Annotated in this window: 26 protein-coding genes; 16 read left to right on the top strand and 10 right to left on the bottom strand. The window is 61.5% G+C overall.

Annotation, left to right across the window (positions count from 1 at the left end; genetic code table 11):
• Window positions 1-15: 15 nt before the first annotated feature.
• Both GGR23_RS12290 and ffh read right to left on the bottom strand, forming a co-directional pair.
• Window positions 16-336: a chorismate mutase gene (locus GGR23_RS12290; protein ID WP_183366578.1), complete on the bottom strand. Its 321-nt coding sequence runs from the start codon at window positions 334-336 to the stop codon at window positions 16-18.
• Window positions 337-348: 12 nt separating this feature from the next.
• A complete protein-coding gene (gene ffh / locus GGR23_RS12285; protein ID WP_183366577.1) occupies window positions 349-1,911 on the bottom strand; it encodes a signal recognition particle protein in 1,563 nt (520 codons plus the stop codon).
• A 340-nt stretch (window positions 1,912-2,251) separates the two neighbouring features.
• Between ffh and GGR23_RS12280 the strand changes: the two genes are divergently transcribed.
• The 7 genes from GGR23_RS12280 (at window position 2,252) to GGR23_RS12250 (ending at window position 10,136) form a co-directional block, all read left to right on the top strand.
• Complete coding sequence (locus GGR23_RS12280; RefSeq protein ID WP_183366576.1) at window positions 2,252-3,268, top strand: MBL fold metallo-hydrolase; 1,017 nt, start codon at window positions 2,252-2,254, stop codon at window positions 3,266-3,268.
• Between the two features lie 77 nt (window positions 3,269-3,345).
• The gene (gene dapF, locus GGR23_RS12275) at window positions 3,346-4,245 is read left to right on the top strand and encodes a diaminopimelate epimerase (RefSeq protein WP_183366575.1); all 900 of its coding nucleotides are present in this window, start codon (window positions 3,346-3,348) and stop codon (window positions 4,243-4,245) included.
• Window positions 4,242-5,507, top strand: coding sequence for a tRNA (N(6)-L-threonylcarbamoyladenosine(37)-C(2))-methylthiotransferase MtaB (gene mtaB, locus GGR23_RS12270; RefSeq protein ID WP_183366574.1), 1,266 nt, complete (start codon window positions 4,242-4,244; stop codon window positions 5,505-5,507). Before dapF ends, mtaB begins: the two co-directional genes overlap by 4 nt.
• Before the next feature lie 21 nt (window positions 5,508-5,528).
• Entirely contained in the window at window positions 5,529-6,815 is a 1,287-nt protein-coding gene (gene ftsY, locus GGR23_RS12265; RefSeq protein WP_183366573.1) for a signal recognition particle-docking protein FtsY, read from the top strand.
• 509 nt (window positions 6,816-7,324) lie between these two features.
• On the top strand, window positions 7,325-8,806 hold the full coding sequence (locus tag GGR23_RS12260) for a multicopper oxidase family protein (RefSeq protein WP_183366572.1): 1,482 nt from the start codon (window positions 7,325-7,327) through the stop codon (window positions 8,804-8,806).
• Window positions 8,807-8,886: 80 nt separating this feature from the next.
• Window positions 8,887-9,549, top strand: a complete 663-nt coding sequence (locus GGR23_RS12255) for a septation protein A (RefSeq protein ID WP_382342676.1) — start codon at window positions 8,887-8,889, stop codon at window positions 9,547-9,549.
• Window positions 9,546-10,136 (top strand): DUF2585 domain-containing protein, encoded by a 591-nt coding sequence (locus GGR23_RS12250; RefSeq protein WP_183366570.1) that lies wholly within the window; start codon window positions 9,546-9,548, stop codon window positions 10,134-10,136. Before GGR23_RS12255 ends, GGR23_RS12250 begins: the two co-directional genes overlap by 4 nt.
• Here the strand turns inward: GGR23_RS12250 and GGR23_RS12245 are convergent.
• From GGR23_RS12245 to ccmA, 5 genes are read right to left on the bottom strand one after another with little or no spacing between them, the layout of a single operon-like run.
• The gene (locus GGR23_RS12245; protein WP_183366569.1) at window positions 10,125-10,748 is read right to left on the bottom strand and encodes a DsbE family thiol:disulfide interchange protein; all 624 of its coding nucleotides are present in this window, start codon (window positions 10,746-10,748) and stop codon (window positions 10,125-10,127) included. The genes GGR23_RS12250 and GGR23_RS12245 overlap by 12 nt on opposite strands.
• Window positions 10,745-10,921: a heme exporter protein CcmD gene (gene ccmD / locus GGR23_RS12240; protein WP_183366568.1), complete on the bottom strand. Its 177-nt coding sequence runs from the start codon at window positions 10,919-10,921 to the stop codon at window positions 10,745-10,747. Before ccmD ends, GGR23_RS12245 begins: the two co-directional genes overlap by 4 nt.
• 3 nt (window positions 10,922-10,924) lie before the next feature.
• A complete protein-coding gene (locus GGR23_RS12235; protein WP_183366567.1) occupies window positions 10,925-11,686 on the bottom strand; it encodes a heme ABC transporter permease in 762 nt (253 codons plus the stop codon).
• Window positions 11,687-11,731: 45 nt separating this feature from the next.
• Window positions 11,732-12,391 (bottom strand): heme exporter protein CcmB, encoded by a 660-nt coding sequence (gene ccmB, locus GGR23_RS12230; protein ID WP_183366566.1) that lies wholly within the window; start codon window positions 12,389-12,391, stop codon window positions 11,732-11,734.
• Entirely contained in the window at window positions 12,388-13,032 is a 645-nt protein-coding gene (gene ccmA, locus GGR23_RS12225; RefSeq protein ID WP_183366565.1) for a heme ABC exporter ATP-binding protein CcmA, read from the bottom strand. The genes ccmB and ccmA overlap by 4 nt, the downstream gene beginning before the upstream one ends.
• Window positions 13,033-13,290: 258 nt before the next feature.
• Here ccmA and acnA point away from each other — a divergent pair, with 258 nt between their 5' ends.
• From acnA to GGR23_RS12210, 3 genes are all read left to right on the top strand, one after another.
• Window positions 13,291-15,981, top strand: a complete 2,691-nt coding sequence (gene acnA / locus GGR23_RS12220) for an aconitate hydratase AcnA (RefSeq protein ID WP_183366564.1) — start codon at window positions 13,291-13,293, stop codon at window positions 15,979-15,981.
• 192 nt (window positions 15,982-16,173) lie between these two features.
• Window positions 16,174-16,917 (top strand): DUF1223 domain-containing protein, encoded by a 744-nt coding sequence (locus tag GGR23_RS12215; protein ID WP_183366563.1) that lies wholly within the window; start codon window positions 16,174-16,176, stop codon window positions 16,915-16,917.
• A gap of 248 nt (window positions 16,918-17,165) precedes the next feature.
• On the top strand, window positions 17,166-17,561 hold the full coding sequence (locus GGR23_RS12210) for a DUF2794 domain-containing protein (RefSeq protein ID WP_183366562.1): 396 nt from the start codon (window positions 17,166-17,168) through the stop codon (window positions 17,559-17,561).
• Window positions 17,562-17,639: 78 nt separating this feature from the next.
• On the opposite strand, the gene GGR23_RS12205 is transcribed toward GGR23_RS12210, so the two are convergent.
• The 3 genes from GGR23_RS12205 to GGR23_RS12195 all read right to left on the bottom strand — a co-directional run bounded on the left by GGR23_RS12205 (window position 17,640) and on the right by GGR23_RS12195 (window position 21,754).
• A complete protein-coding gene (locus tag GGR23_RS12205) occupies window positions 17,640-18,380 on the bottom strand; it encodes a Bax inhibitor-1/YccA family protein (RefSeq protein WP_183366561.1) in 741 nt (246 codons plus the stop codon).
• 135 nt (window positions 18,381-18,515) lie between these two features.
• Complete coding sequence (locus GGR23_RS12200; RefSeq protein WP_183366560.1) at window positions 18,516-21,062, bottom strand: ABC transporter permease; 2,547 nt, start codon at window positions 21,060-21,062, stop codon at window positions 18,516-18,518.
• Window positions 21,059-21,754, bottom strand: coding sequence for an ATP-binding cassette domain-containing protein (locus GGR23_RS12195; RefSeq protein WP_183366559.1), 696 nt, complete (start codon window positions 21,752-21,754; stop codon window positions 21,059-21,061). Before GGR23_RS12195 ends, GGR23_RS12200 begins: the two co-directional genes overlap by 4 nt.
• Before the next feature lie 73 nt (window positions 21,755-21,827).
• On the opposite strand from GGR23_RS12195, the gene GGR23_RS12190 reads away from it, so the two are divergent.
• The 6 genes from GGR23_RS12190 to rlmN all read left to right on the top strand — a co-directional run bounded on the left by GGR23_RS12190 (window position 21,828) and on the right by rlmN (window position 26,115).
• Complete coding sequence (locus GGR23_RS12190) at window positions 21,828-22,472, top strand: arylesterase (protein ID WP_183366558.1); 645 nt, start codon at window positions 21,828-21,830, stop codon at window positions 22,470-22,472.
• A gap of 67 nt (window positions 22,473-22,539) precedes the next feature.
• Window positions 22,540-23,115, top strand: a complete 576-nt coding sequence (gene thpR, locus GGR23_RS12185; protein ID WP_183366557.1) for an RNA 2',3'-cyclic phosphodiesterase — start codon at window positions 22,540-22,542, stop codon at window positions 23,113-23,115.
• 11 nt (window positions 23,116-23,126) lie between these two features.
• Entirely contained in the window at window positions 23,127-23,456 is a 330-nt protein-coding gene (locus tag GGR23_RS12180) for a 4a-hydroxytetrahydrobiopterin dehydratase (RefSeq protein ID WP_183366556.1), read from the top strand.
• 81 nt (window positions 23,457-23,537) lie between these two features.
• The gene (locus GGR23_RS12175; RefSeq protein WP_183366555.1) at window positions 23,538-23,924 is read left to right on the top strand and encodes a YkvA family protein; all 387 of its coding nucleotides are present in this window, start codon (window positions 23,538-23,540) and stop codon (window positions 23,922-23,924) included.
• 238 nt (window positions 23,925-24,162) lie between these two features.
• The gene (locus tag GGR23_RS12170) at window positions 24,163-24,666 is read left to right on the top strand and encodes an invasion associated locus B family protein (protein WP_183366554.1); all 504 of its coding nucleotides are present in this window, start codon (window positions 24,163-24,165) and stop codon (window positions 24,664-24,666) included.
• A gap of 210 nt (window positions 24,667-24,876) precedes the next feature.
• On the top strand, window positions 24,877-26,115 hold the full coding sequence (gene rlmN, locus GGR23_RS12165; protein ID WP_183366553.1) for a dual-specificity RNA methyltransferase RlmN: 1,239 nt from the start codon (window positions 24,877-24,879) through the stop codon (window positions 26,113-26,115).

Genomic DNA, 26,115 nt, shown 5'->3' with positions numbered 1-26,115 from the left:
TCTGACCGCCTGGGTTCAAGCGGGTTGTTGGGTCTGGCTGCTGTAATTGGCAGCAATGGCTTCATGATGCCGGATGACTTCCCTGATGATGAAGTTCAGGAATTTCTCGGCAAAGTCGGGGTCCAGGTTGGCCTCGTTGGCAAGCCGGCGGAGGCGGGCAATCTGGTATTCCTCGCGGGCGGGATCCGCCGGGGGAAGATCGTGGGTGGCCTTCAGCACGCCGACGGCCTGGGTGCAGCGGAAGCGCTCCGCAAGCATGTGCACCAGCGCCGCATCAATGTTGTCGATGGACTGGCGATAGCCCGCGAGCTGCTTCTTGACGTCTTCTGTCGGCATGGCTCTCCCCCTTTACTTTTTCTTCGGCAGGCCAGGCAGGCCCGGCAACCCGCCGCCCAGGCCGGGAAGCTTGGGGGCGCCAAGCCCAGGCAGGCCGCCCGGCAGGCCCGGCATCGCACCCGGCTTCATGAGACCGGAGGCTTCCGCCTGCTTGGCCAGCGCCTCGAGCTGCTTCGGATCCATGTTGGCGAGATCGGGCATGCCGCCGCCCATCAGGCCGCCGAGACCCATCTTGTTGGCCAGGCCACCCATCATCTGCTTCATCATGCCGCCCTTGTTCTTGCCCATGAGCTTCATCATGTCGGCCATCTGGCGGTGCATCTTCAAAAGCTTGTTGATGTCGGCGGCATCGGTGCCCGAACCGGCGGCAATGCGCTTCTTGCGCGAATGCTTCAGAAGATCGGGATTGGCGCGCTCTGCCTTCGTCATCGAGGAAATGATGGCGAGCTGGCGCTTGAACAGGCTGTCGTCCAGCCCGGCCGCAGCCATCTTGTCCTTCATGCCGGACATGCCCGGCATCAGACCCATGATGCCGCCCATGCCGCCCATCTTCTGCATCTGCTTCAGCTGGTCGGCGAGGTCGTTCAGGTCGAATTTGCCCTTGGCCATCTTGGCGGCCATGGCGGCCGCCTTCTCGGCATCGATGTTCTCGGCCGCCTTCTCGACGAGCGACACGATATCGCCCATGCCCAGAATGCGATCCGCGATGCGGCGGGGATGGAATTCATCGAGTTCGCCCATCCGCTCGCCGGTGCCGATGAGCTTGACCGGCTTGCCGGTGACGGCACGCATGGAAAGGGCGGCACCCCCGCGGCCGTCGCCGTCCATGCGGGTAAGCACGAGGCCGGTGATGCCGACGCGTTCGTCGAAGGAGCGAGCGAGATTGACCGCGTCCTGACCGGTGAGGCTGTCGGCCACGAGCAGGATCTCATGCGGCTTGGCGCGCCGCTTGATCTCGGCCATCTCCTGCATGAGCGGTTCGTCGATGTGAGTACGACCCGCGGTGTCGAGGATCACAACATCATGACCGCCAAGCTTCGCGGCCTGAACGGCGCGGCTGGCGATGTCCTCCGGCGACTGACCGGCGATGACCGGAAGCGTGTCGATGCTGACCTGCACGCCGAGCTGGCGCAGCTGTTCCTGCGCGGCCGGACGGCGGGTGTCGAGCGAGGCCATCAGGACCTTCTTGCGCTCCCGGGTAACCAGGCGGTTGGCGATCTTGGCCGTGGTGGTCGTCTTGCCGGAGCCCTGGAGGCCGACCATCATGATGACGACGGGGGCAGGGGCGTTGAGATCGATGCCGACACCTTCGGAGCCGAGCATCTCGATCAGCTCATCGTGAACGATCTTCACGACCATCTGGCCGGGCTTGATGCTCTTCAGGATTTCTGCGCCGACGGCCTTCTCGCGAACCCGGTCGGTAAAGGAGCGGACCACTTCGAGCGCCACGTCCGCTTCCAGAAGCGCACGGCGAACCTCCCGCAGCGCGGCGGAAACATCGGCTTCCGAAAGGGCGCCACGGCCTGTCAGTCCATTCAGGATGGAACCAAGACGGTCCTGGAGGTTCTCAAACATCACTTCTTCCTTTGCCGTTTCTGGATGACCGGAAACGTTGGCATTCCTCCAGCCAAAAACAAGGCGCAAAGCCGAATAACACCCGAGGGCGCAACGCGCTGTCGGATGTTGACCTCCGGGATCTGTTTACACCTTGAAGGGTCCCGGTCGGCGGCTCGGAGGCATTTGCTCTTCGCTGAATGGGAGGCTTAAGACACGATGGAACGGGAAAAGTCAAGCGACAGCCGGGAAAAGTGCCGATTTCCGGTGCTTTTCTCGAAAATGCGGCGCGGCGCGCTTCTTGAAATGCGCGATGGCCTGCCTCACTTCATCGCTAATGGCTTGAGCACAAGGACCATCCATGGCGAAACGCATCTCCGCCCGCAATCCCTATTATACGGGTCCCGTCACCGATCACTTCGACGGGGTGCGTTTCTTCAACCCCGACGGTGTCGAGCCCGGGACCTTCCGCGACCTGATGCGCTGGCAGTTCGGCAGCGACAGGCGTGCCCGCTGGCCCAAGTGGCGCGAGAGCCCCTTCCGCAATCCACGGCCTCTGGAAAGGGTGAACGGCAGTCGGTTGAGGGTGACCATGATCGGTCATGCCAGCCTGATGATCCAGGTGGCAGGCCTCAATATCCTGACCGATCCCGTCTGGTCGAACCGCATGAGCCCGGTTTCCTTCGCCGGGCCTAAGCGGGTCATGGCACCCGGCATCCCCTTCGAGGCCCTGCCGCCCATCCATCTGGTGATCGTCACCCACAACCACTACGACCACTTGGATATTGCAACGCTCAAGCGCCTGCAGCGCCGCGACAAGCCGCGTTTCGTCACGCCGCTCGGCAATGACCGCATCATCCGCAAGGCCATCCCCGACGCCGATGTAGACGTGATGGACTGGGGCGACCGGCTGGAATTCAGCGAGGCGCTGACGCTCCATGCCGAACCCTGCCACCACTGGTCCGCGCGTGGCACCGGCGACCGGCGCATGGCGCTCTGGGCCGCATTCGTGCTCGAGACGCCGGCCGGCCGCATCTATCACATCGGCGATACCGGCTTCCACCGGGGGATCAATTACCGGGACGCCCAGCGGAAATACGGCGATTTCCGGCTGGCGATCCTGCCGATCGGCGCTTACGAACCACGCTGGTTCATGCGCGGGCAGCACCAGAACCCGGAAGAGGCGGTGGAGGGGATGAAACTCTGCCATGCGGCCTATGCGGTCGGGCATCATTTCGGCACCGTGCAACTGACCAACGAACCCATCGACCAACCCGTGGCGGACCTCATGAAGGCGCTGGACGAGGCGGGTGTCGAAAGGGAGCGTTTTCGTGCGCTTCTGCCAGGCGAGACATTTGACGTTCCGCCTATCGATTGAGTGGCAAGACTGGTATTCTTGGGGAAATTCCGTCATAGAGGCCGCAACGGGGCTTCACCATGCACAGGGTCGAGACGATGGAGAACAGGGTTCCTTTCGCGCGCATGAACGGACTGGGAAACAAGATCCTGGTCGTGGACATGCGCGGCCGCGCCGACCGCGTGACACCGGAGGCGGCCATTGCCCTTGCGGCCGATCCGGCCACCGGCTTCGACCAGATCATGGCAATCCACGATCCGAAGGCAGAAGGAACGGATGCCTGGATCGACATCATCAATTGCGATGGCACCATGGCGCAGGCCTGCGGCAACGGTACGCGCTGTGTGGTGCAGGCGCTGGCCGCAGAAACCGGCCGCAAAAGCTTCACCTTCCATACCCGCGGCGGCATTCTCCAGGCGCGGGAGCAAGAGGATGGCATGATCTCGGTAGACATGGGCAAGCCGGTCTTTGCCTGGGACAGGATTCCGCTCGCCGAGGAATTCCATGATACGAGCCGTATCGAGCTCCAGATCGGCCCGATCGACAATCCGGTCCTCCATTCGCCGGCAGCGGCTTCCATGGGCAATCCGCATGCGACCTTCTGGGTCAAGGACGATCCGATGTCCTATGATCTTCCGCGTTTCGGGCCGCTCCTCGAAAACCATCCGATCTTCCCGGAAAAGGCCAACATCACGCTGGCGCGGGTGGATTCCGATCACGAGATCACCACACGCACCTGGGAGCGGGGGGCCGGTGAAACGCTTGCCTGCGGATCGGCAGCCTGTGCGGCAGCGGTGAACGCCGCCCGGCTCGGCAAGACCGGCCGCAAGGTGACCGTCAATGTGGCGACGAGCCCGGTCAAGACGCCGCTCGTGATCGAATGGAGGGAAAGCGACGATCACGTGATCATGACCGGTCCGGCCGAATGGGAATGGTCCGGTCGGCTCGATCCGGCAACGGGCGCGTTCGAGCGCGATCCGGAGACGCTTGCCTCGTGAGCGGCATCGAAGTCATAATCTTCGGCTGCCGCCTGAACACCTATGAATCGGAAGTGATGCGGCGGGAGGCCGAAAAGGCGGGTCTCGGCGACGCGATCCTCGTGAATACCTGCGCGGTGACCGGCGAGGCCGTCCGGCAGGCACGCCAGGCGATCCGCAGGGCCCGTCGGGAAAATCCCGCCACCCGGATCATCGTGACCGGCTGTGCAGCCCAGACGGAAGCGCAGGGTTTTGCCGCCATGCCGGAAGTGGACCTGGTACTCGGAAACGAGGAGAAGCTCCGCGCGGAAAGCTACGGTGCGCTCCCCGATTTCGGCGTTTCGGCAGAGGAAAAGCTCCGCGTCAACGACATCATGAGCGTGACGGAAACGGCCCCGCAGCTGGTCGATCACATCGACGGCCATGTGCGGGCCTTCCTCCAGGTGCAGAACGGCTGCGATCACCGCTGCACCTTCTGCATCATTCCCTTCGGCAGAGGCAATTCCCGCTCGGTGCCGATGGGTGCGGTTGTCGACCAGGCACGCCGCCTCGTGGAGGCAGGCTATCGCGAAGTGGTGCTGACCGGCGTCGATGCGACCAGCTATGGTGCGGATCTTCCGGGGAGGCCCTCGCTCGGCCTTCTGGCAAAGACCTTGCTGAAACAGGTGCCGGAAATCGAAAGACTGCGGCTTTCCTCCATCGACAGTATCGAGGTGGACAGGGATCTTCTCGATCTCCTTGCCGACGAACCGCGCTTCATGCCGCATCTGCATCTGTCGCTGCAGCATGGCGACGACATGATCCTGAAGCGGATGAAGCGTCGGCATTCCGCGGCCGATGCGCTTTCCTTCTGCGAGCAGGCGCGGCGTCTCCGGCCCGGCATCGCCTTTGGCGCGGACATGATCGCGGGTTTTCCCACGGAGACTGAAGACATGTTCGACAATGCCGTCCGGCATGCGGAAGCCTGCGGCATCGCCCAGCTACATGTCTTTCCTTACAGCCCGCGGCCGGGAACACCCGCCTCCCGCATGCCGCAGCTCGACCGCGCTCTGATCAAGGAGCGCGCCGCCCGGCTCAGAGCTGTGGGCGACACGCTTGCCATCGGCCATCTCGACGGCATGGTAGGAACCCGGCAATCGATCCTCGTCGAGCGGAACGGCATGGCGCATGCGGAGAATTTCACGCTGGCCGCGGCACCGGGCCTCGAGCCGCGCCGCTTGCTTGACGTTCGCGTTACCGGCCATAATGGCCGCCATCTCATCATCGATCCCATTGCCGCTTGATGCGGCTGACAGGCAGTTTCCATGGCGCTTGGTTTCATCAAGAAGATCTTCACCTTCGGCAAGGACGAGCCGGCCACCGCAGCGGCAGAGGAGCTCCCGGTTGCCGCCGCCGGGGAGGGCGTCAATCTCGAAGCGCTGGCGGAGGAGGCAGAGACAGCCAGTGCACCTGAAGCCGCAATTGAGGAAAATGCCGCATCTCTTGAAGACGAGCCGCCAGAAGAGGTGATCGAGTCGGAGATCCGGGCCGAAGCGCAGGAAGAAATTGCAGAAATCCTGGAGGCGTCCACTGCGGAGGAGGCCTCCCCTGCCCAGCCTCATCTGCCGAAGGGGTTCGCGCTTGAAGAGGTCGAGCAAAAGGCCGCCGAGCCTGTGGCACCGCAATCCAGGCTTTCCTGGTTCCAGCGCCTGCGGGAAGGGCTTTCCCGCACGTCGCAGCAACTGACCGGACAGATCGCAGCCCTCTTCACCAAGCGGAAGCTCGACGAAGAAACGCTGGAGGAGCTGGAAGAGCTTCTCATCCAGTCCGATCTCGGCGTGGAAACGGCGATGCGCATCACCGGCGCGCTCTCTTCCGAACGCTATGGCAAGGATGTCTCGGGCGAGGACGTCACGCGCATCATGGCGGCGGAAATCGGCAAGGTGCTGGCACCCGTCGCCAAGCCGCTGAAGCTCGATCTTTCCCACAAGCCGCACGTGATCCTCGTCGTCGGCGTCAATGGCACCGGCAAGACGACCACCATCGGCAAGCTCGCGGCCAAGCTTTCCGGCGCCGGCCTCAAGGTGACGCTGGCCGCAGGCGATACGTTCCGCGCGGCCGCCATCGAGCAGCTGAAGATCTGGGCGGAGCGCACGGGTTCCGATTTCATCGGCACCAAGCTGGGTGCGGACGCGGCAGGCCTTGCCTTCGATGCCTTCCAGCAGGCCAAGGCGAAGAAGAGCGACGTGCTGATCATCGACACGGCAGGCCGGCTGCAGAACAAGACAGAGCTGATGGCCGAGCTTGAAAAGATCGTCCGCGTGCTGGGCAAGCTCGATCCCGATGCGCCTCACACGGTGCTCCAGACACTCGATGCCACAACCGGGCAGAACGCCATGAACCAGGTGGAGATCTTCCGCAACGTGGCCGGGGTGAGCGGCCTCATCATGACGAAGCTCGATGGCACGGCGCGCGGCGGCATCCTCGTGTCCATTGCGGCGAAGCACAAACTGCCGGTCTATTTCATCGGCGTCGGCGAGGGGATCGACGATCTGGAACCCTTCGAGGCGGATGATTTCGCGCGCGCCATCGCAGGAATCGCGCAATCGTGACGTTGACGCCCTTTCGCCGCATGGACAACAGGCGGTGTCTCCGTCAGGATTGAGGGACGAAAAGGACATCCTTCCGTGAAAAGCAGGCTTCTGACCGTCTTCCTGTTTCTGGCGACCCTTGTCTGGGGCGGGGCATCTGTTGCCTTTGCTGCACCGGAAGAGCCTTGCCAGAGCCACGGGCTCGAGACCGTCGGCGTCTTCGCGCCGTTGCATCACGGTAGTCAGGACACGGTCTCGTCCTCGCTTCCCGCAGGGCATTATGGGGCCCTGATGCCGGATTGCTGCGCCGGGATCGGAGGGTGCAGGATGCTGAGTTGTGCTCACACCATGGCCATTCTTCCTGTCTCGCCCGGGCTTTTCGTGTCCGGTACCGTTCACGCACTGCCGATGCAGACGGCGCGGCTTGATGGCCGGAACGAACCGCCTGTGCTTGGACCTCCCCGATACCCGTTCTTTGCGACCTGAACCCGCCCACCGGCGGATCGACCCGTTACGCAAGGAATTATTCGATGAAACGCAGAACCTTACTCAAGGCCGGTCTTGCCGGCTCGCTTGCCTCCCTGTGGCCGGTCCGGCCTCTGCTGGCGGCAGATGCTGCACCCGCAACGCTCAAGGCGACCACCCGCACCATCGAGGTCAATGGCAAGGCCGCAACCGTTTTCGGCCTTATCGGCCCCGATGGCCGACCGGGGCTGGTGCTCGACCGCGAGCAGGGCTTCCGGGTAGAGCTCACGAACAGTCTCTCCGAGGAAACACTCATTCACTGGCATGGGCTTACACCTCCCTGGGATCAGGACGGCGTGCCGGATGTGCCGAAGCCCATGCTCAAGAGCGGCGAAAGCCGACTCTACGATTTCGCGCTCGCCTCTGCCGGGACGAACTGGATGCATGCCCATACGCTGCAGGAGCAGAACCTGCTGGCTGCCCCCCTCATCATCCGGTCTGCCGAAGACCGGAAAAGGGATGAGCAGGAGGTGGTGCTCTTCCTCCACGACTTCAGCTTCACGCCGCCCGAGGAGTTGCTTGCCAAGCTTTCCAGCGGCATGGGGCACGGATCCACGGGTCATGGAACCATGGCGCAGGGCGGCATGGATCACGGCGCGATGGACCATGGCACAATGGATCATTCCTCCATGAACCATGGCGACATGTCCGCCATGCAGTCGATGGAAGAGCAGATGGCCATGCCGATGGACCTGAACGACATCGAGTATGACGCCTATCTGGCCAATGACCGCACCCTTGACGATCCGGAGATCATCGGCGTGGAAAAGGGTGGTCAGGTTCGGCTTCGCATCATCAATGCGGCAACGTCCACGGCCTTTACGATCGATCTCGGAACCCTAGAGGGACAGCTGATCGCGGTCGACGGACAGCCTGTGCAGCCGCGCACGGTGCGGCAGGTGCCGCTCACCATGGCGCAGCGCGCCGATATCCGTCTCGCCATTCCCCCGGCGGGCGGAAGCTTTCCGATCCTGGCCCTCCGGGAAGGCACAGGTCACAGGACCGGGCTCATCCTCGCCACACCAGGCGCTGCCATAACACGCCTGCCGGTTCAGGACGAAAGCGTCAGAGGTCCGGTGCTCGATCTCTCCTTCGAAGCCGGTCTTCTCGCGGCCGAGCCGCTTGCAGGCAAAGAGCCCGCCCGGAGCTATGAAGTCGGCCTTGTGGGCAACATGATGACCTATCGCTGGGGACTTGAGGGCGCTGACAGGCTGGTCGCGGCGAAGGGCGACAGGATCGAGGTGACGCTCGTCAACCGGTCGATGATGGCGCATCCGATGCATCTTCATGGCCATCATTTCCAGGTGGTTGCGATAAACGGACAGCGCTTCTCCGGCGCTGTCCGCGATACGCTGCTTCTGCCGCCGATGCAGTCGGCGACCATTGCCTTCGATGCCGGCAATCCCGGCAAGTGGGCCTTCCATTGCCATCATCTCTATCACATGGTTTCGGGCATGATGGCTTTTGTAACCTATGAAGGCTACTGAGCCCGAAAGGCCGGCCTTGTGAGAGAGGGCCGATCTGTGCCATCTAGGCGTCGCGCCACGAGGGCGCGGCGCTGGCAGGAATGATGATGCACCAAGACAAAACTCCGAACGGCACTGATCCCGTTTCCGCCAGTGCGCCGCCCAAGGAAGCGCCTGGAACAAAGCTGCTGCTGGAGCTCGGGCCGCTGCTCGTCTTCTTCTTCACCAACCTCAGGGGTGCGTGGCTGATCGAGCATTTTCCGGCGCTTGGCCAGCTGGGAGGACCGCTTTTCGTCGCCTCTGCCGCCTTCATGGTGGCAACCCTGATCTCGCTCACCGTTTCGAAGATGGTCTACCGGCACCTGCCGCTGATGCCGCTGGTCTCGGGCGCCATCGTCATCGTCTTCGGCGCGCTCGGGCTCTATCTGCAGAACGAAGTCTTCTTCAAGATGAAGGGCACGATCATCAACACGCTTTTTGGCGTTGCCTTGCTCGGCGGGCTGCTCTTCGGCAAGTCGCTGCTCGGCCATGTGTTCAATTCGGCTTTTCAGCTGGATGACGCAGGCTGGAAGAAACTCACCTTCCGCTGGGGAGTTTTCTTCCTCTTTCTTGCCGCGCTCAATGAAATCGTCTGGCGCAACTTCAGTGACGACACCTGGGTTGCGTTTAAGGTATGGGGCACCATGCCGATCACGGTTCTCTTCACGCTCTCCCAGATGCCTCTCATCCTGAGGCATAGCCTGGAGGGCAAGGAAGACGCATGAGCACCTTGCTCCCCGCAGCCCGGGATCGCGCGATCCGCTGGGTCTACATCGTCCTTCCTCTTTTCGTGCTGACGGTTCAGGCAGCACTGGAACGCTGGATGGGCCGTGTATGGATCTGTACCTGCGGCGACATCAAGCTCTTCGAAGCTTCTGTGCATTCGGAAGGCAATTCGCAGCACATCGCAGACTGGTACAGCCCCAGCCACGTGGAACATGGGTTCATATTCTACGGGCTCAGCTTTCTCCTGCTGAGCCGTTTCCCGAAAACGATCTGGCTTGCCGCCGCATTGGCACTCGAGAGCTTCTGGGAAATTCTCGAGAACACACCGCTGATCATCGATCGCTATCGTGCAGCCACCATCTCCTATCACTACTATGGCGACAGCATCCTGAATTCGGTGATGGACACGCTGATGATGACTGCCGGTTTCTGGCTTGCCTCGCGCCTGCCCGTCAGGCTGACGATCGCGCTGGCGCTCTTTGCAGAGTTGCTGACCCTTTATCTCATCCGGGACAATCTGACGCTCAATGTCATCATGCTGATCCATCCGGTAGAGGCGATCAGGATGTGGCAGTCAGCTCTGTGAGCCGGGTTTCAGGCCGTACTTCCTGACGGCTGCCTCGACCGCGGGGTAGAAACCTTCCGCAAGGCTCTTTTCGTCGAAGGGGCCGACGCGCTTGTAGAGGATCGTCCCGTCGGGACCGACAAGGTAGGTTTCGGGAATGCCATAGACGCCCCAGTCGATGGCTGCAGCGCCTCGGGGATCTATGCCGATGGCAGCATAAGGCGTCCCCAGCTCCTTCAGGAAGCCGAGGGCGCCCTCCGTCTTGTCCTTGTAGTTGATGCCCACCAGGTTCAGGCGCTCGTCCTTTGCCAGCTCCAGGAGGATGGGATGTTCTTGCCGGCATGGAATGCACCATGAGGCAAAGACGTTTACCACCGTGAGCTTCCCCCGCACCGCAGCGTCGGTCAAGGCGGGCTTGCCCGATCCCTCCAGGGGCGGAAGGTTCAGGCTGGGTGCCTTGGTCCCGATCAGGGCCGAGGGAATTTCAGAAATGTCCTTCCCGTTCACGTCCTGATCATAGAGCATCTTTGCTGCCCCTCCGGCGATGATGCCGAAGACGAGCAGTGGCAGAAGGGCAAGGAAAACGCGCCCTCTGCGCTGCTGCGCGGCAGGATCGGGGGTGCCGCTCGTCATGCCTTCTTCTCCGCCTGGTCACGGGCAGCCGAACGACGGCGGATCCCAGCTGCTTCCAGTTCCTTCAGGGCGCGCTGCTGGGCGCGCCCGTCCAGGAGAGTCCAGCCGACGAGCACGGCCACGACGATGCCCGAGGCGGCGTAGGACAGGGCGACATAGAAGGCGTGGGTCATGGATCAGCTTTCCCGGTTCGCCATGCGGGCGGCAAGACGGCGCTGCGCCGAAACGCGGCGGCGCCAGATCTCGTTGCGGATGGCAAGGAAGTGCAGAGTAAAGAACAGCAGCGTGAAGGCGCCCGCCATGACGAGAAGCGGCCGCAGGAACTCGCCGTCTATTGCGGAACCGTCCATGCGCATGACGCTAGCAGGCTGATGCAGCGTATTCCACCATTCAACCGAAAACTTGATGATCGGGATGTTCACGAAACCGATGAGAATGAGAACAGCCGCGACCCGGGCCGACTTGGCGGGATCGTCGAGGGCCCGCGTCAGGGCCATGAGCCCGAGATACATCAGGAAGAGGACGAAGACGGAGGTCAGCCGCGCGTCCCATTCCCACCAGGTGCCCCACATGGGCTTGCCCCAGAGCGAGCCGGTCACAAGCGCGAGGAACGTAAAACCGGCCCCGAGCGGAGCTGCGGCCTTTGCAGACACATCCGCCAGAGGATGTCGCCAGACCAGCGTTCCCAGTGCCGAAGCGGCCATGATCGAGTAGCACATCATCGAAAGCCAGGCGGCGGGCACGTGAACATACATGATGCGGACGGTTTCGCCCTGCTGGTAATCACCTTCCGTGGTGAAGGCCAGATAGAGCCCGAACGCGAACATGAGGGCTGTCGCGACGGCAAGGAACGGCACGATCCGGGCCGTCAAGCCGAGAAAGATCGTCGGATTGGCAAGGTCGCTGAATTTCTTGATGGCCGGAATGGGTTCGCTCATGGCCTTTCCTTATCCCGAACGCGATGTCGCTGCAATTGATCAAGATCAATCCGAACTGCCCCGGAGAGCAAGAGCCGCGCCCAGCGGGCCGATAACCGCAAAGAACAGCGTAATTGCGGCAAGGAACGCGAAGGGCGGTAGGAATGGCGCCGGGTCTTCCACTGCCGCATAGGAGGCGCTGACGCCGAAGATCAGCACCGGAACGGTGAGCGGAAGAATGAGGATGGACACGAGCAGGCCGCCGCGCGGCAGGGTGACCGCAACCGCAGCACCGGCGGCACCTATGAAGGTTATGGCCGGCGATCCGACAAGCAGCGTGAGCATGACAGCGCCGATCGCCACCTCGTTCATGTTCATGAACAGGCCGAGAAGCGGTGAGGCAAGGACCAGCGGAAGCCCTGTGGCCGTCCAATGGGCCAGGCACTTTACCAGCACTGTCAGGACAAGAGGAGTCTCCTGCATGAGCATCAGGTCGAGGGAGCCATCATCCCGCTCCGCCTGAAACAGACGGTCCAGGCCGAGGAGCGATGCGAGCAGCGCTCCGATCCAGACAATGGCCGGACCGATCCGGGAAAGGAGATTGAGATCGGGACCCACCCCGAAAGGAACCACTGCCACGACGGTGGTAAAGAACAATACGCCGATCAGCGCACCGCCTCCGGCACGCACGGCAAGCTTCATGTCCCGGATGAAGAGCGCCATCATGCCGTGAAATCCTCTTCGTAGGCAAAGCCCTTCATCTCCAGCGTCCGGGTGTCCGAAAGGCCGAGCGGCTGATGGGTCGCGGCGATGACCATTCCGCCCCGCTCCAGATGCCTCGTGACAAGCGTTGCGAAGAGGCGGTCGGCAGCCACGTCCAGTGCCGCAGTGGGCTCATCGAGAATCCAGACGGGCCGATGGGCGACAAGGAGCTTGGCCATGGCGAAACGCCGCTGCTGGCCAGCCGAGAGGTAGCCAAACGGCAGGTGGGTAATGCCAGAAAGCCCCACGGCCTCCGCGGCCTCCTCCAGATCCATGCCGGCCCCACCCTTGAAGTTGCCAAGCCAGACCTGCCAGAAAGAGAGATTCTCGCGAACTGTCAATTCCTGCTTCATCGCGTTTCGGTGCCCGAGATAATGGCACGCCTCGCCAGCGCGGCGCCCTGATTCGATGCCGTCGCCCGAGATGGTGACGTTTCCGCTCTCGGGCCTGATCAGGCCGGCAACGGTGCGCAGAAGAGTCGACTTTCCGGAACCGTTCCGTCCGGTCACCACGAGTGCTTCCCCACCGGTCAATGCGAAGGAAACATTCGAGAAAAGCAGATCGTCACCGCGTCGGACGGAGAGATTTTCGGCAAGGAGCCGCATGGGGTGCATCCACCTTTCGGAAACCGGAAATTTTAAAAATGTCCAGATTGGACCTTCGTTCATCTGGCACCTATGTACGAAACTATTTATAAGGCACGCAACCACGCCAGCGGCCGGCGTGATTCTCATCCTTCCGCCGAACTTGGGGTTTTCCCTCACGTGCGGACAGCGGAAATGGTCGCACCCGCATCCTGATGTGCATAAAGTGCATGGGCGTTCGCACGACTGTGTTGGCTATCAGACGAAACGGGGTCACTCGTGTCCAAATCACTCGACAGCTTCAATTGCCGTTCGACGCTCACCGTGGATGGCAAGGAATACGTCTATTACAGCCTGCCCAAGGCTGAGGCGAACGGTCTTGCCGGCGTATCCAAGCTTCCCTATTCGATGAAGGTTCTCCTGGAGAACCTCCTGCGCAACGAAGACGGCCGCTCCGTCACCAAGGCCGACATCGAGAGCGTCGCCGCCTGGCTCAACGACAAGGGCAAGGCAGAAGCTGAAATCGCCTATCGTCCGGCTCGCGTGCTGATGCAGGACTTCACCGGCGTGCCCGCCGTCGTCGACCTCGCCGCCATGCGCGATGCCATGGTGTCGCTGGGCGGCGATCCGGAGAAGATCAACCCGCTCGTGCCCGTCGATCTCGTCATCGACCACTCGGTCATCGTCGACGAGTTCGGCACGCCGCAGGCCTTCGCCCGCAACGTGGAACTCGAATACCAGCGCAATGGCGAGCGCTACCGCTTCCTGAAGTGGGGCCAGCAGGCCTTCAAGAACTTCCGTGTGGTTCCCCCGGGCACCGGGATCTGTCACCAGGTCAACCTCGAATATCTCGGCCAGACGGTCTGGACCAAGGAAGAGGACGGGGTCACCGTCGCCTATCCGGACACCTGCGTCGGCACCGACAGCCACACGACCATGATCAATGGCCTCGGCGTTCTGGGCTGGGGTGTGGGCGGCATCGAGGCAGAGGCTGCCATGCTCGGCCAGCCGGTTTCCATGCTGCTGCCTGAAGTCATCGGCTTCCGCCTCACCGGCAAGCTCAAGGAAGGCGTCACGGCGACCGACCTGGTACTGATGGTCGTGCAGATGCTCCGCAAGAAGGGCGTCGTCTCCAAGTTCGTCGAATTCTTCGGCCCCGGCCTCGATCACATGTCGCTCGCCGACCGTGCGACCATCGGCAACATGGGTCCGGAATATGGCGCGACCTGCGGCTTCTTCCCCGTCGATGGCGAAACGATCAACTATCTCACCATGTCCGGCCGCAAGAAGGATCGCATCGCGCTCGTCGAAGCCTATTCGAAGGCGCAGGGCATGTGGCGTGAAGGTGACGGTTCCGACCTCGTCTTCACCGACACCCTCGAACTCGACCTCGGCGATGTCGTTCCGGCCATGGCCGGCCCGAAGCGCCCGGAAGGCCGCGTCGCGCTCGAGAACATCGCAGCCGGTTTCGCCACCGCGCTCGAAAACGACTACAAGAAGCCCGGCCAGCTTTCCAACCGTTACCCGGTCGAAGGCACGGATTTCGATCTCGGCCATGGCGACGTCACCATTGCCGCCATCACCTCCTGCACCAACACCTCCAACCCCTCGGTTCTCATCGCTGCCGGCCTTCTCGCCCGCAATGCGGTGGCGAAGGGCCTGAAGTCCAAGCCCTGGGTCAAGACCTCGCTGGCACCGGGATCCCAGGTGGTCGGCGAGTATCTGGAGAAGTCCGGCCTGCAGAAGGATCTGGATGCGCTGGGCTTCAACCTGGTGGGCTTCGGCTGCACGACCTGCATCGGCAATTCCGGCCCGCTGCCGGCGCCGGTTTCCAAGACCATCAACGACAAGGGCCTGATTGCAGCCGGCGTTCTCTCCGGTAACCGCAACTTCGAAGGCCGTGTGTCGCCTGATGTGCAGGCGAACTATCTGGCCTCGCCGCCGCTCGTGGTTGCCTATGCACTGGCCGGCACGGTGCAGAAGGACCTGACCCGGGAGCCGATCGGTGAAGACCAGAATGGCAACCCGGTCTATCTGAAGGACATCTGGCCCACCTCGCACGAGATCCAGGAGTTCATCATGAAGTATGTGACCCGTGAGCTCTACGAGACCAAGTATGCCGACGTCTTCAAGGGTGATGCGAACTGGCAGGCGGTGAATGTGCCCGCTGGCCAGACCTATGCCTGGGAAGACAGCTCGACCTACGTCCAGAACCCGCCCTACTTCGTCGGCATGGGCAAGACCGGCGCCGGCGTCACCGACATCAAGGGTGCACGGGTGCTCGGCCTCTTCGGCGACAAGATCACCACCGACCACATCTCCCCGGCCGGTTCGATCAAGGCACAGTCGCCGGCAGGTGCCTATCTGCTCGGCCATGGTGTTGGCGTTGCCGACTTCAACCAGTACGGCACGCGCCGCGGCAACCATGAAGTGATGATGCGCGGCACCTTCGCCAATATCCGCATCCGCAACCACATGCTCGGCCCGAACGGCAAGGAAGGTGGCTACACCATCCACTATCCGTCGAAGGAAGAGATGTCGATCTACGATGCGGCCATGAAGTACAAGGCTGAGGGCGTTCCGCTCGTCATCTTCGCCGGTGTGGAATATGGCAACGGCTCCTCGCGCGACTGGGCGGCGAAGGGCACCAACCTGCTCGGCGTCCGCGCCGTGATCTCGCAGTCCTTCGAGCGCATCCACCGGTCCAACCTCGTCGGCATGGGCGTCATCCCCTTCTGCTTCGAGGAAGGCACGACCTGGCAGAGCCTCAATCTCAAGGGCGATGAACTCGTGACCATCGAAGGTCTGGAGAACATCAAGCCGCGCGAGAAGAAGATCGCCAAGATCACCTATGGCGACGGTACGGTGAAGGAGGTTCCGATCCTCTGCCGCATCGACACCCTGGACGAAGTCACCTACGTCAACAATGGCGGCATTCTCCAGACGGTTCTGCGCGATCTCGCTGCCTGACACGGGTTTCAGGGAAAGAAGAAACGAGGGGGTCGGAGCAGCGCTCCGGCCCCTTTGTGCAAGAGCCTCACCCGAAAGTGACTTCACGCTCGGGGTCCGAGACTGTATGTACCTTGGGGCGGACCTGTCTTCCGTTTTCCAGCAGAATGTCAATCATGCGCCCGGTCACGACCGGTGCCGCGGAAAAGGGATATGAAGAAAAGCATCCTGGTAACAGTCCTGAGCCTGGCTTTGCAACTCGCATCCGCCGTGTCGGGTGCGGAGCGGCAGCTGCCGAAGGGTGTCGTGGAACTGTTCACATCCCAAGGCTGCTCCTCCTGTCCGAAGGCCGATGCCGCATTCGAGAAGATCGCCCGCGATCCAGAAGTCATCGCCCTGTCCTACCATGTCGACTACTGGAATTATCTGGGGTGGGATGACACCCTGAGCACGCCCGAGAACACGCGGCGGCAATACGACTACGCCGCCGGGCTGGGGCGATCCAACGTTTATACGCCGCAGGCGGTGCTGAACGGGCGCGCGCATCTGAACGGTGGCGACCTGCGCGGAATAGAGGCACAAATTGCTGCGCTGGCGGACAAGGGAGAGACTCTCGACATACCGGTTCATGCGGCGCTTGATGATGATTGCATCCGGATCAATGTCGGGGCCGGAACCGGAGACGCTCATGTCGTGGTGGCTTATTTCACACCCGAACAGATGGTGCGGATCGAGAAGGGCGAAAATGCCGGCAAGACCATAGCCTACCATAACGTCGTCACGTCCATAGAGACGATCGGAATGTGGGAAGGCAAGGCGCTTGATCTGCAGCTTCCCATGGACGTGCTCGGCAAGAAGGGTCGGGAACGGGCGGTTATCCTGGTTCAGACGAAACGTCATGACGGGGCACTTGGTGCCATCCGCGGCGCTGCTCTGGTTCCCATTCCCGGAGCCTGAGACGACGCTGCTCTCCAACGGCTTTTAAAGCCGGTCCGGCCACGACTGGGCTGGGAAGGGTGGGGCCGGACCGGGCCGGTCCAGATACGCGCAACCGGCTTTCCTTTCTATGTCAAACCAATACGGCGAGCTTTCGGCATGATTGGGGCATTTTGCGAAATGCTGCCATCTCCATTCGCTGCTTGCTTTTTGTCGTGCCTGAGGCAAACTGTTACGGAAATGTCGTGCTTTGATGCGGATCGAACGGTATGACGGAAGACTTCAGTTCCGAAAGGCGCGGAGCCGACAGCGAGGCTGGCCCTGTTGTCGTGGATCTGCGTGAATATCGTCAGAGCCGCGACCCTCTCCCCGTAACCTTTCATCGGCGCGAACTGGACATGATCCTCTGGATTTATGGTCGAATGGTGGGTGAGGGCGAGTGGAAGGACTATGCGATCGACCACCTGAAGGATCGAGCGGTCTTCTCCGTCTTTAAGCGCTCCGGGGAGATGCCGCTTTATCGCATCGAGAAAAACCCCAAACTGGCGGCAAAGCAGGGAGCCTACAGCGTCGTCAACACGCACGGGATGATACTGAAGCGCGGCCACGACCTGCGGCAGGTTCTGAAGGTGTTCGACAAGGTGCTGAAACTGGTCGATCCTTGAGCGGGGAAACAAAGGCTATCATGTAAAAAAAGGCGGCCTCTCGGGCCGCCTTTCTCGTGTGAAGCTCATGCAATCGCCTTAGTTGCGGCTGTTGCCGAGGAAGCGAAGCAGGAAAAGGAACAGGTTGATGAAGTCGAGGTAAAGCTGCAGTGCGCCCATGATTGCCTTGCGGCCCGCCATGTCAGCACCATCGGCTTCGTAGTAGGATTCCTTGATCTTCTGCGTGTCCCATGCGGTGAGGCCGGCAAAAACCAGAACGCCCACCACCGAGATGGCAAAGTTCATGGCGCTCGACTGCAGGAAGATGTTCACCAGCGAGGCAATCAGCAAACCGAAGAGACCCATCACCAAGAAGGATCCCATGGCCGAAAGATCGCGACGCGTCGTGTACCCGTACAGCGACAGAGCGCCGAAGGAGGCAGCGGTGACGAAGAATGTCTGGACGATGCTCTGCCCGGTGTAGATCACGAAGATGGACGAGAGCGAGAGCCCCATCAAGGCGGCGTAGATCCAGAACGTGGTCTGGGCGGCACTCACGCTCATCGAATGAATGCGGAAGCTCATGAAAAACACCATCGCCAGCGGCGCCAGCATCACCACCCAGCGAAGCGGGCTCAGATAGATCGCCTGACCAAAGGCCGTGAGCCCCGTCTCACCGAAGGCTGCGGCGAAAGTCGCGTAGGCGGCTATGCCGGTAATGGCGAGGCCCATCGCCATGAGGTTGTATACCTTCAGCATGTAGCTGCGAAGGCCTTCATCGATCACGGCACCGGTCTGTGCCTGGGCCGCGCGGTTCTGGTAGTCGCGAAGATCAGCCATTTTATCCTCTTCAAAAGCTCCGGCACCCTTCATCGGCAAAGCGGTCGCTGTCGGAGCCATAGCAAACCTGTCCCCAATATGAGGTGGAGCCCCGACACTTACAAGTGGTTTCGCTGGCAAGGGCGAAGGTGCGCCCTACAGCTCCCGCAGATGCGGCGCTGCCTTCTGTCCGAGAATTCGCCAGGTGCCGAGCAATCCGATTCCGATGGTGATCACCAGACCGAGAGCCAGTGTGGTGAAGAGCGTTTGAGCGTCGAATGCGAAAGGCAGCTTCATGATGCGCGCAATCACGTACCATGCGGATACGCCACCGGCACCCGCCGCGAAGAGCGCCGTGGCAAGGCCAAGTATGCCATATTCGGCCGTGTAGGTCCTGATGAGCATCCAGCGCGTTGCGCCGAGAGTTTTCAGCACCACGGCGTCGTGAAGGCGGGCACGGTTTCCTGCGGCCAACGCGCCAGCGAGCACCAGTACAGAGGTGATGAGCGCTATCGCTGCTGCAGCGCGAATGGCGTTTGCCAGCTGCCCGGTCAGCTCTGCAACCGTGTCCAGCGCATCCTTGACCCGTACCGATGTGACGGCGGGATACTGCGTTGCCGCAGCCCTCATCACCGCCCGCTCCTGCTCGGCCGTCATTCCGGGCTCGGTCACCGTTGCCAGCCATGCGTGTGGAGCGCCCTTGAAGGTGTTGGGCGAAAAAACCATGACGAAGTTTATCGACATGGAGTCCCATTCGACCGTTCGAAGGCTGGCGATGGTCGCAGTCAGGCGCCGGCCGAGCACATTGACGGTAACTGTGTCGCCCAGTTTCAGTCCAAGCTGCCTTGCCTCTTCTCGCGAGAACGATACCAGCGGCTTCCCGGCGTAATTTTCGGGCCACCACTCGCCTTCGGCAAGGCGTGAATTGGAGGGGATGGTTTGCGAGTAGGTTATGCCTCGGTCACCGTTCAGGACCCATTTGGCTTCAGGAGCAACCGTCACCTTGGAGACATCGATCCCGTTGAGCGCCACGATGCGGCCTCGCTGCATCGGGACCGACTGAATCTTGCCCTGCGGAACCCTTGAGGAGATCAGCCGGGAAAAAGCCTCTCGATCGCGGGATTGAATGTCGAGAAAGAAGAAATTGGGAGCCTGCGCGGCAAGTCTGCCGGTTAGCTGCGTGCGCAGGTTCACGTCGATCAGCGAGAGGCCCACAAGGAGGGCAAGCCCCAGCCCGAGCGACAGGACCACCGGACCCGTCAGTGCTCCCGGCCGATGGATATTGCCGATCGCGAGCCGGAGTGCAGGCGATTTGGGGTGCGGCATTTGCCGCGCAAGGACGGCAACGGCTTTACCGACGAGCCGGAGTGCGACAAAGCCCGCAGCAATCGCCACCAGTGCGTTGATTGCAATGCGCTGGTCTGCTGCCGTTGCGATTGCAAGCCCGGCAAGAGCAAGGAGCGCCAGGGCGAGCAGCAGGACCTCCCGAAGCGAAGGCCGCCTGCCCGATGCGGTCTCGCCATCTCTGAAGAGGGTGACCGCCGATACACGCCGCGACAAGCCGATCGGCAATATGGAAAAGGTCGCGGTGATCAGCAGCCCGAAGCCGGTCGCCAGCGCGAGCGCATCGGGAAACAGCCGAAAGCCGGGATCAACAGGCAGAATAGTCGCCAGGTAAGGCATTGCGGCAAGCGGGGCGAGGATTCCGATCGTCAGGCCGATGAGAATTCCCACGAGGGCCATCAACATGACCTGAATGAAATAGATTGCCGAAATGAGATTTCCCGGCGCTCCCAGACATTTGAAGGTGGCGATGGTGGAACGCTTCGAGTCGAGATAGGCACGCACTGCGTTGCCGATACCCACCCCGCCGACAATCAGGGCGGTCAGGCCGACCAGCGTCAGGAACTGGGTGAAACGGTCGATGTTTTCTGCAAGCGAGGGTGCTGCATTGCTGCTGTTGCGAATGGCCCATCCCGCATCCGGAAAGGCTGCGTTGGCCTTCTTGCCCACTTCGACAGGGTCTGCGTTGTCGGGCAACCGGATCCGGTATGCCTCCTTGGCAAGGCTGCCGAGCTGAACGAGACCGGAAGCCTTGAGTGCATCTTCCGCAAGCAGGAGACGGGGCGCAAAGCCGAAACCCTCCGAAACCGCATCCGGTTCGTTTGTCAGAACACCGGAAATTCGGATTGTGGCGTTGCCCAGAAGAACGCTGTCACCGACAGAGAGCCCCAACCTGTCCAGCAGCGAGCGCTGGGCGACGGCACCGAAAAGGCCGGAGGCATCGGCGGCGAGGGCACGATCAAGCGCCATTCCCGGTTCGATGGAAACCGTTCCGTATAAGGGATAACGGCCATCGACCGCCTTTATCTCCGCCAGCGCCTGGTCATTGCCGTCGCTGCGCCGGACCATTGAGCGCATGGTGGTGCTGCGCGAGACCGGGCCAAGCTTCTCGAGGTAGGCAAGCTCTTCCGATTTCCCCTGCCGGTTCGTCAGTTCGAAGCGGATGTCGCCCGCCAGCAGTTGGCGGCCCTCGCTCTCCATGGTCTGGCGGACGGTTGCGGAAACCGAGTTGATCGCCGCTATGGCTCCCGTTCCGAGCGCGATGCATGCAATGAAGATGACGAAGCCCCGGAGGCCGCCTCGCATCTCCCGAAGCGCGAAGCGAAAGGCGAGGGAGAGAAAGCCGTTGCGGAGGTTCATGCCTGCTCCCGTTCGCGATGCGGAATGCCGATCTTTCCGGACTGCATGTGCACCTGCGTTGCGCAACGCGCGGCAAGAGAAGGATCATGCGTGACGAGGAGCAGAGTCATCTGCCGCTCGCGTTGCTTGGCGAAGAGGAGATCGGCAATCATGCGGCCCGTCTCGCCGTCGAGGTTGCCGGTCGGCTCGTCTGCGATCAGGAGGGCAGGATCCGGGGCAAGGGCGCGAGCGATGGCAACCCGCTGTTGTTCGCCCCCCGAAAGCTGGCCTGGATAGTGGTGGAGGCGCTCGCCAAGCCCCACCGAGGCGAGTTCCTGCTTCGCCCTTTCGAAGGGTTTCGGGCGCCCGGCAAGTTCAAGCGGTACGGCCACGTTTTCCAGCGCAGTCATGTTGGGAATGAGGTGGAATGACTGAAACACGATGCCGATGCGGCGCCCGCGAAAGGCAGCCAGTTCATCCTCGGTCATCTCGTGGAGGGATGCGCCATCGATGCGCAGGGTACCGCTATCGAGCCGCTCCAGCCCTGCCAGGACCATCAGAAGCGTCGATTTCCCGGAGCCCGAGGGCCCGACAATGCCCACGGCTTCGCCGCGCCCGGCAGAAAAATCAACAGATTTGAGGACGTGCACACGCGCTGCATCATGTCCAAGGGTCAAGTCTGCATTTCTCAGCTCGATGATTGTTTCGTTCACGCGGTGAGGCCCTATATAGGTGATGGATGACACGGGCGCGAGCATGCGCCCCAGCCTAGGTAGGGTGCACGCGATGCGGTTTAAAGCGGTTCTTCGTTTTTGTCTGATGACGTTGCCGTTACTGGCTGGCTTCGCTTCCGCGCAGGCAGCGCCGCTGAAGATCGTCGCGCTCGGCGACAGCCTGATGGCAGGCTATGAACTGCCGGCGGACGATGCCTATCCGGCAAAACTCCAGGCCGCCCTCAAGGCCAGGGGAATCGATGCGGTTGTGGAGAACGGCGCCGTATCGGGCGATACGACCGCCGATGGACTGGCCCGCCTCGACTGGACCATCCCGGACGATGCAGATGCCGTGCTCGTGGAGCTGGGCGCGAACGACGCCCTGCGTGGTGTTTCCCCCGCCGAGGCGCGCGCAAACCTGAAAGCAATCCTCTCCCGGCTCAAGGAGCGGGGCAAACCGGTGATGCTCTTCGGGATGCTGGCCCCGCCGAACATGGGTGCCGAATACGGCGAGGCCTTCAACGCCATCTACCCGGAACTTGCGCGGGAGTATGACGTTCCCCTCTATCCGTTCTTTCTGGATGGCGTGATTACGGAAAGCAGCCTCAAGCTCAGTGATGGCATGCATCCGAATGCTAAGGGCGTCGATCGTCTTGTGGAAAAAACCCTGCCTGCCGTTGAAGCCTTTGTTAAGACTATAAAGCCCCGCGCAAAGTAGGGGTTGCACTCTCGGCACATGCATGATTCGCTGCATGCATCTGCTGAAGATTCGGGGAGAGCTCGTTATGCCGAGACTGTTCACTGCCCTCGAAATCCCGCGCCAGGTGGCGCTCAGTCTCTCCCTTCTGCGCGGCGGTTTGCCCGGAGCTCGATGGATAGATGTGGAGAACTACCACATCACCCTGCGCTTCATCGGCGATGTCGACGGGCGCACGGCTGACGAGATCGTGGATCGCCTGGATCGCATTGATCGCCCCGAGTTTCAGATCAGCCTCCTGGGTGCCGGATCATTCGGCTCCCGCAAGCCGCATGCTGTCTGGGCAGGTGTCTCTCCGCATCCGGAGATGACGGCGCTCCAGGCGGAAATCGAGCGTCTCTGCCAGCGGATAGGCCTGCCGCCCGATCCTCGCAAGTTTTCCCCCCACGTGACCCTGGCCCGCCTGAAGGCGAGCCGCGTCGACGATGTGGTCCACTACCTCGAAGGTCGCAGCAACTTTTCGACTGCTCCCTTCACCGTCTCCCGGTTTGTGCTGCTTTCCTCGCGAGAATCGGTTGGAGGAGGGCCCTATGTCACCGAGGAGGTCTTCAGCCTTCGGGAAACCGGTCGCTACGCTTCTGCCGAACACGTGCTTCATCCCTGAGCCGGAATGCCATGGTCATCGCGCGTTCCCGCTCCCCCGAATATACCGTTCTGGACACGCCAGCCGTTCAGGCTGCGCTGGAAAGCCTGCCAGGCTGGAGCCTTACGGAAAACGAGCGCGCGATCCGCAGGTGTTTCCGGTTTCGCAACTTCACCGACGCTTTCGGCTTCATGACCGAAAGCGCCCTCCTTGCCGAGAAGATCAATCATCATCCCGAGTGGTCGAATGTCTACGGCACCGTGGACGTGGTGCTGACGACCCACGCGACCGGAGGAATCACGGATCACGATGTGCATATGGCCGTGATGATGAACCGGGCTGCGGCCAAGCGAGGCATCTGACGGCGGAGACTTCAACAGGGATTTGCAATCCGCAGCCGCGGATCCCATATTTGCGTTGCTATCTCTGGAGGTGCAATGCCCATGGACGAGGTCAAGTACGGCGAAATCCTGCTTCCCGGTGATGACGAGACGATCAATCGCCGGGAAAAAACCGTGCGGGAAAAATTCTGGACGGTTCTTCGAAAATCCGCCCGCCATATTCCTTTTGCGCGCGATGCCGTTGCGGCCTTCTATTGCGCCATCGACCCGGCCACGCCCCGCCGCGTGAAGGGGATCCTTCTGGCGGCTCTGGCCTATTTCATCATGCCTCTGGATGCGCTGCCCGATGTATTCACGCTGATCGGCTTCACCGATGACCTGGCCGTGCTCTCGACGGCAATCGCGATGGTGCGTGGCCACATGCGAGAAGATCACTATGTTGCTGCCGACAAGGCCCTGTCCGGTTCCGAGGGGCAGCCCAAGGCCTGACGCGGGGGCCAAACTCTTGCCCCAATCATTCGATCAAGAAGAATTCCGACTTCCACTCTTCACGAGGCGAACGGAGATCAGCAGGAAAATGGCCCGCTTCGGGACGTTTTGCTTGGTGTGCTGCCAGATTTCACGTTTTGTTAAGGTGAATTAAGTCAAAATAAATGGAATCGGCTATCAGCTTTGGCACTTTCCGCGCCTTGAACGGCGAGGTTGGCCCAGTAACCGGCAGGAAAACATGTCTGTAAAAAGTCTCGCAACTGCTTTCACCCTCATTGTCGCCAGTGCGGGCGTTGCCTTCGCCCAGGCCCCGACCCGCATCCAGCAGTTCAAGGCTTGGGGTGCCTATTCCTACAAGTCGAATGGCGGCACCGTGTGCTACGTCCTGTCCGTTCCGACGGCCAAGGAGCCTGCGAATGTTGATCACGGAGAGGTGTTCTTCATCGTGTCGCAGCGCCCCGGTCAGAACATCTCCTATGAACCGCAGGCGATGATGGGATATACCCTCAAGGATGGCTCGAAGGTCAATGTGCAGATCGACAACAAGACATTCGTGATGTTCACCAAGGACAAGGCCGCCTGGGTCGAGAACGCCGCAGAAGAGCCCGCGCTGGTGATGGCCATGAAGACGGGCAAGGCGATGACGGTGACCGCTCAGTCGCGCAAGGGCACGCCGACCAGTTATGCCTATTCGCTGCAGGGAATCTCCGCTGCGCTGAAGCAGATCGAAGGCTGCAAGTGATCCGAGCACGGATCGGGTGAGATGAGAGGCCGGGAAACCGGCCTTTTTTCGTATTTGCGTCTCCCCTCATGCCGAAAGGGATGACGGAGCGCGATTTTGGTGCTAAAGGGCCACCAACATCGGCATAGCCCTTTCGTTCCGCGTTCCCTTGCACGCTCTTGCGTCCGGAACTGCTCCTGGGGCAAAGCCCGCAGCATCTCATGGAAAGTCATGTCCGTTACCGAAATCCAGACCGGGGCGTTTTCGCCCGCCACCATTGCCGGCCGCGCAGCATACAGCCCTCTGCCGACCCTAATAGGCATGACCCGTGAGGAGATGGCGGAAGCCCTTCGCGAGCGAGGCATACCCGAGCGCCAGGTAAAGATGCGCGTCAGCCAGATCTGGCATTGGCTCTATGTCCGCGGCATCTCCGATTTCGACCATATGACCAATGTGGCGAAGGACATGCGGGCGATGCTGAAAGAGAACTTCTCGATCGCCCGTCCTGAGATCGTGGAAGAGCAGATCTCCAATGACGGAACGCGGAAATGGCTGCTGCGTTACCCGCCGCGCGGGGCAGGGCGCCCGGTTGAGGTCGAGACGGTCTACATTCCGGAAGAAGGGCGTGGCACGCTGTGCATTTCGAGCCAGGTCGGCTGCACGCTGACATGCTCCTTCTGCCATACCGGTACGCAGAAGCTGGTTCGCAACCTGACGGCAGAGGAAATCCTCTCGCAGCTTCTGCTCGCCCGTGACCACCTTGGTGATTTCCCGGATCGCGATACGCCTGTGGGGGCCATGGTGCCGGCCGAAGGCCGCAAGATCACGAATATCGTGATGATGGGCATGGGAGAGCCGCTTTACAATTTCGAGGCGGTGAAGAAAGCCCTGCTGGTTGCCTCCGATGGAGACGGTCTCTCGCTCTCCAAGCGCCGCATTACGCTCTCGACATCCGGTGTCGTGCCGGAGATCTATCGCACGGGCGAGGAGATCGGCGTCATGCTCGCGATCTCCCTCCATGCGGTGCGCGACGAGCTTCGCGACATCCTTGTTCCCATCAACAAGAAGTATCCTCTCAAGGACCTCATCGAGGCCTGCCGTGCCTATCCCGGCCTCTCCAATGCCCGGCGCATCACTTTCGAATATGTGATGCTGAAGGACATCAATGACAGTCTGGAGGATGCCAAGGGCCTTGTTCAGCTGCTGAAGGGCATACCGGCAAAGATCAACCTGATCCCGTTCAATCCCTGGCCCGGCACCAACTACCAGTGTTCGGACTGGGAGCAGATCGAGAAGTTTGCCGATTTCATCAACAATGCCGGCTATGCATCGCCGATCCGCACGCCGCGGGGTCGTGATATCCTGGCTGCTTGCGGTCAGCTGAAATCGGAGTCGGAACGGATGAAGAAGACCGAGCGCATGGCATTCGAGGCCATGATGATCGCCGGCCATGGCGAGGACGACGAATAA

The sequence above is a fragment of the Gellertiella hungarica genome (assembly GCF_014197145.1).
Lineage (GTDB): Bacteria > Pseudomonadota > Alphaproteobacteria > Rhizobiales > Rhizobiaceae > Gellertiella > Gellertiella hungarica.
Note: the sequence above shows the minus strand (reverse complement) of the source record. Positions and strands in the feature narration are given on the sequence as shown.